This window comes from Desulfovulcanus ferrireducens (assembly GCF_018704065.1).
GTDB lineage: Bacteria > Desulfobacterota > Desulfovibrionia > Desulfovibrionales > Desulfonatronovibrionaceae > Desulfovulcanus > Desulfovulcanus ferrireducens.
The window spans coordinates 1-5853 of sequence record NZ_JAGUQP010000050.1; the positions used below are offsets into that span (position 1 = coordinate 1).

The window sequence follows — 5853 nt, forward strand, 5'->3', positions numbered from 1 at the left end:
CTGAGAAGAGAGTCCTGAGGCCAAACCCCATTTTGACTACCAGATTAGAAATCCTGGTTTCTTGAAAGCATTGCAAATGGCTGGGTAACCCATCTTGGTGAAGCTTGCGGGTAAGCAGAGCATCGGGGTGAGAAAGCTAAACATCCGGGACTATTTGCCATAACTATCTATAGATTAAATTGAGCGATTTTTTTGCAGTTCAAACTTCGAGATTGCTTCGCTACACTTTGTTCCACTCGCAATGACAATCTCGCCCCTGTCATTGCGAGGGCAGCGAAGCTGTCCGTGGCAATCTCACCCATTGAGTGAAAATCGCTCAACTTAGGTATAATTAAAAGACTATTCGTTTATCAAAAATACCCCATTATGCTCTGCCCGCAAGCAAGCTATAGATGTGTCCAGGCATTTGCACCAGCGTGAAAGAAATCAGGATTGAAATGAAGTGAGAAAAGATAGGGGAAAAGTAGGGGTAAGGATTAAGGGTTAAGGGTTAAGAGGTAAGGGTTAAGCAAGCTGGGAAGAGAGTAAGGTGATTGGTTTGGTGGTAGTTTTTGGGAAAAAATAAAAAAGTCCTGGCGACGACCTACTTTCCCACCCTTAAAAGGGCAGTATCATCGGCGCTGGAGGGCTTAACTTCCGAGTTCGGAATGGGATCGGGTGTTTCCCCTCCGCCATGGTCACCAGGACAAAATTTATAGTTAATAGGGGTAAGAGTTTTTTAAAGGGTTAAGACTCACGGACTATTAGTACCGGTCAGCTAAATGCATCGCTGCACTTACACTTCCGGCCTATCTACCTGGTAGTCTTCCAGGGTCCTTCAGTCATCCGAAGATGATGGGAGACCTTATCTTGAGGCAGGCTTCCCGCTTAGATGCCTTCAGCGGTTATCCTTTCCGATCATAGCTACCCTGCTGTGCCGCTGGCGCGACAACAGGTCCACTAGAGGATCGTCCACCCCGGTCCTCTCGTACTAGGGGCAGCCCCTCTCAAGTCTCCTACGCCCACAGCAGATAGGGACCAAACTGTCTCACGACGTTTTAAACCCAGCTCGCGTACCACTTTAAACGGCGAACAGCCGTACCCTTGGGACCTGCTCCAGCCCCAGGATGTGATGAGCCGACATCGAGGTGCCAAACCGCGTCGTCGATGTGAACTCTTGGACGCGATCAGCCTGTTATCCCCGGCGTACCTTTTATCCGATGAGCGATGGCCCTTCCATGCGGAACCACCGGATCACTAAGGCCGACTTTCGTCCCTGCTCGAGATGTCTCTCTCACAGTCAAGCTCCCTTATGCCTTTGCACTCAACGGCTGGTTTCCAATCAGCCTGAGGGAACCTTTGCACGCCTCCGTTACTCTTTGGGAGGCGACCGCCCCAGTCAAACTACCCACCAGACACTGTCCCCCGCCCGGATTACGGGTCGGGGTTAGAACCCTAGACTACCAAGGGTGGTATTTCAAGGGCGGCTCCACCGATACTGGCGTACCGGCTTCTCAGCCTCCCACCTATCCTACACATGATAGCCCAAAGTCCAATGTCAAGCTGTAGTAAAGGTGCACAGGGTCTTTCCGTCTTGCTGCGGGTACTCGGCATCTTCACCGAGAATTCAATTTCACTGAGTCTCTGGCCGAGACAGCGCGGAGATCGTTACGCCATTCGTGCAGGTCGGAACTTACCCGACAAGGAATTTCGCTACCTTAGGACCGTTATAGTTACGGCCGCCGTTTACCGGGGCTTCGGTTCACAGCTTCGCCCGAAGGCTAACTGCTCCCCTTAACCTTCCGGCACCGGGCAGGCGTCAGTCCCTATACTTCGTCTTACGACTTAGCAGAGACCTGTGTTTTTAGTAAACAGTCGCCCCCGCCATTTCTCTGCGGCTCTCCCAGGCTCCGGAAGTTAAATCCCTTCACCCAAAAGAGCACCCCTTCTCCCGAAGTTACGGGGTCATTTTGCCGAGTTCCTTAGCCAGAGTTCTCTCAAGCGCCTTGGGTTACTCACCCCACCCACCTGTGTCGGTTTGCGGTACGGTCTACCAGATAGTCTCGCTTAGAGGCTTTTCTCGGCAGCATGGGCTCAGTCACTTCTGTCTTATTAGACTCGTCATCACCTCTCAGCCTTAACAGGGACCCGGATTTGCCTAAGTCCCCAGCCTACAGGCTTGAACCACCTATTCCAACAGGTGGCTGACCTACCCTTCTGCGTCCCCCCTTCGCTCAAACGACTACCCAGCAGGTACAGGAATATTAACCTGTTTCCCATCAGCTACGCCTTTCGGCCTCGCCTTAGGGGCCGACTAACCCTGGGCAGATTAGCTTTACCCAGGAAACCTTGGGTTTACGGCGAACGGGTTTCTCACCCGTTTTATCGTTACTCATGCCAGCATTATCACTTCTCCTTAGTCCAGCATACCTCACGGTACACCTTCATCCCATAGGAGAACGCTCCCCTACCGCCGATTCCTAAGAATCGACCCGTGGCTTCGGTACCATGCTTAGCCCCGTTACATTTTCGGCGCAGAACCACTAGACCAGTGAGCTATTACGCTTTCTTTAAAGGATGGCTGCTTCTAAGCCAACCTCCTGGCTGTCAATGCGGTTCCACCTCCTTTCCCACTTAGCATGGATTTGGGGACCTTAGCCGACGGTCTGGGCTGTTTCCCTCTCGACCATGGACCTTCTCACCCATAGTCTGACTCCCGGGCTTAAACTTACGGCATTCGGAGTTTGATAGGGTTTGGTAACCTGGTGGGGCCCCTAGCCCTTTCAGTGCTCTACCTCCGCAAGTAAACACCCGAGGCTATACCTCAATATATTTCGGGGAGAACCAGCTATCACCGAGTTTGATTGGCCTTTCACCCCTATCCACAGGTCATCCAAGAAGTTTTCAACCTTCACTGGTTCGGGCCTCCACCCCGTGTTACCGGGGCTTCACCCTGCCCATGGATAGATCACTCGGTTTCGGGTCTAATCCGCAGTACTATGTCGCCCTCTTCAGACTCGCTTTCGCTACGGCTTCGCCTCTTCAGCTTAACCTCGCACTGCAGATTAACTCGCTGGCCCATTATGCAAAAGGCACGCTCTCACCCCGCTTACGCAAGGCTCGAACTGCTTGTAGGCAATTGGTTTCAGGTTCTATTTCACTCCCCTAACAGGGGTTCTTTTCACCTTTCCCTCACGGTACTAGTGCGCTATCGGTCGTCAGGTAGTATTTAGCCTTGGAAGATGGTCCTCCCAGATTCCCACGGGATTTCACGTGTCCCGCGGTACTCAGGTACCTCCTGCGCCACTTTCGATTTCGCATACGGGCCTTTCACCCTCTATGGAGTACCTTCCCAGATACTTCTGCTATCTACTCATGGATCGCGTTATGGAGGCCCTACAACCCCAGATGCTCGAAAGCACCTGGTTTGGGCTAATCCCATTTCGCTCGCCGCTACTTTGGGAATCTCTTTTGATTTCTTCTCCTCCGGGTACTGAGATGTTTCACTTCCCCGGGTTCGCCTCCTTAAGCCTATGAATTCAGCCTAAGGATACCTGGACATTACTCCAGGTGGGTTTCCCCATTCGGAAATCCCCGGATCACAGCCTGCTTGACGGCTCCCCGAGGCTTATCGCAGCCTACCACGTCCTTCATCGCCTCCTGACGCCAAGGCATCCACCAATTGCCCTTAATATCTTAACCCTTTATCCTTAACTCTTACCCCTATTTAACTGTCACAGATCCTGAAGCCTTTTAAGCTCCAGATTTAATTCCTAAAAAAACTTAGAAACTAAATCCTGAAACTTAAATCCACCACCTTACTGGTGGAGGTGAACGGAGTCGAACCGATGACCTCCTGCGTGCAAGGCAGGCGCTCTCCCAGCTGAGCTACACCCCCACCCCATCTCTTGGCTCATGGTGGGCCTAGATGGACTTGAACCATCGACCTCACGCTTATCAGGCGTGCGCTCTAACCGAAACTGAGCTATAGGCCCATCGGCCCCAAGAACAACCGTCCTTGAAATTAAATAGCGAGTCAGGGTCCTTATTTCTCTATAAAGGAGGTGATCCAGCCGCAGGTTCCCCTACGGCTACCTTGTTACGACTTCACCCCAATCACCAGCCCTACCGTCGGCAGCTACCTCCCTGCTAAGCAGGGTTGGTCCGCTGACTTCGGGTAGAACCAGCTTTCGTGGTGTGACGGGCGGTGTGTACAAGGCCCGGGAACGTATTCACCGCGGCATGCTGATCCGCGATTACTAGCGATTCCACCTTCATGCAGTCGAGTTGCAGACTGCAATCCGAACTACGATGGGTTTTTTGGGATTAGCTCCACCTCGCGGTATCGCAACCCTTTGTACCCACCATTGTAGTACGTGTGTAGCCCTGGGCGTAAGGGCCATGATGACTTGACGTCGTCCCCACCTTCCTCCGAGTTAACCTCGGCAGTCTCCCTAGAGTGCCCAGCTTCACCTGATGGCAACTAAGGACAGGGGTTGCGCTCGTTGCGGGACTTAACCCAACACCTCACGGCACGAGCTGACGACAGCCATGCAGCACCTGTCACTGCGCTCCCCGAAGGGCACCCCCGTATCTCTACAGGGTTCGCAGGATGTCAAGCCCAGGTAAGGTTCTTCGCGTTGCATCGAATTAAACCACATACTCCACCGCTTGTGCGGGCCCCCGTCAATTTCTTTGAGTTTCAGCCTTGCGACCGTACTCCCCAGGCGGGATACTTAACGCGTTAGCTACGGCACCGATGGTAATCCCACCGACACCTAGTATCCATCGTTTACAGCGTGGACTACCAGGGTATCTAATCCTGTTTGCTCCCCACGCTTTCGCACCTCAGCGTCAGTGCCGGCCCAGGTGGCCGCCTTCGCCACTGGTGTTCCTCCCGATATCTACGGATTTCACCCCTACACCGGGAATTCCGCCACCCTCTACCGGACTCTAGCATGGCAGTATCAAGTGCAATTCCTCGGTTGAGCCGAGGGCTTTCACACCTGACTTACCACGCCGCCTACGCGCGCTTTACGCCCAGTAATTCCGAATAACGCTCGCACCCTCCGTATTACCGCGGCTGCTGGCACGGAGTTAGCCGGTGCTTCCTCTGGAGGTACCGTCAAACTAATAGCCTGTTCGACTACTAGCCGTTCTTCCCTCCTGACAGAGGTTTACGATCCGAAGACCTTCTTCCCTCACACGGCGTTGCTGGGTCAGGCTTGCGCCCATTGCCCAATATTCCCCACTGCTGCCTCCCGTAGGAGTCTGGGCCGTGTTCCAGTCCCAGTGTGGCTGATCATCCTCTCAGACCAGCTACCCATCGTCGCCTTGGTAGGCCGTTACCCCACCAACTAGCTAATGGGACGCGGGCTCATCTGCAGGCGGTAGCTTGAATCAGAGGCCACCTTTACCGACCACATCTCTAAATATGGCCAGATTATTCGGTATTAGCTCCGCTTTCGCGAAGTTATCCCCAACCTACAGGTAGATTACCCACGCGTTACTCACCCGTGCGCCGCTCTACTCACCACCCGAAGGTGGCTTTCTCGCTCGACTTGCATGTGTTAGGCACGCCGCCAGCGTTCATTCTGAGCCAGAATCAAACTCTCCAGTTTAAATTCTTATATAACTATAGCAATTTTACCTCACCCTGACTCGCTATTTAATTGTCAAAGACCGTCGTTCCGGCAAAGACGAAGCTTTTAGCTCCAACCTCCGTCCCTGTCAAGAACTTTTTTTAAAAAGAACAAATTCACTTCCGCTCAACCCTCTTTCGGCCACTCGCAGAAGACTTAATCTTTTAATCTATTCTCTGTTTTTGTCAAGAACTTTTTTTCAACCCCGAACTCAAAACCAATCGCCTTGAGC

2 tRNA genes and 3 rRNA genes are annotated in these 5853 nt (G+C 52.7%); all 5 read right to left on the reverse strand.

The window, feature by feature from the left end:
* Positions 1-570: 570 nt before the first annotated feature.
* Positions 571-685 (reverse strand): 5S ribosomal RNA (gene rrf / locus KFV02_RS11220).
* A gap of 37 nt (positions 686-722) precedes the next feature.
* Positions 723-3681: ribosomal RNA gene (locus KFV02_RS11225) — 23S ribosomal RNA — on the reverse strand.
* Positions 3682-3801: 120 nt separating this feature from the next.
* A tRNA-Ala gene (locus KFV02_RS11230) sits at positions 3802-3877 on the reverse strand.
* 18 nt (positions 3878-3895) lie between these two features.
* A tRNA-Ile gene (locus KFV02_RS11235) sits at positions 3896-3974 on the reverse strand.
* Positions 3975-4036: 62 nt separating this feature from the next.
* Positions 4037-5600 (reverse strand): 16S ribosomal RNA (locus KFV02_RS11240).
* The 16S, 23S and 5S rRNA genes sit together here with 2 tRNA genes alongside, the layout of an rRNA operon.
* Between the last annotated feature and the right edge of the window lie 253 nt (positions 5601-5853).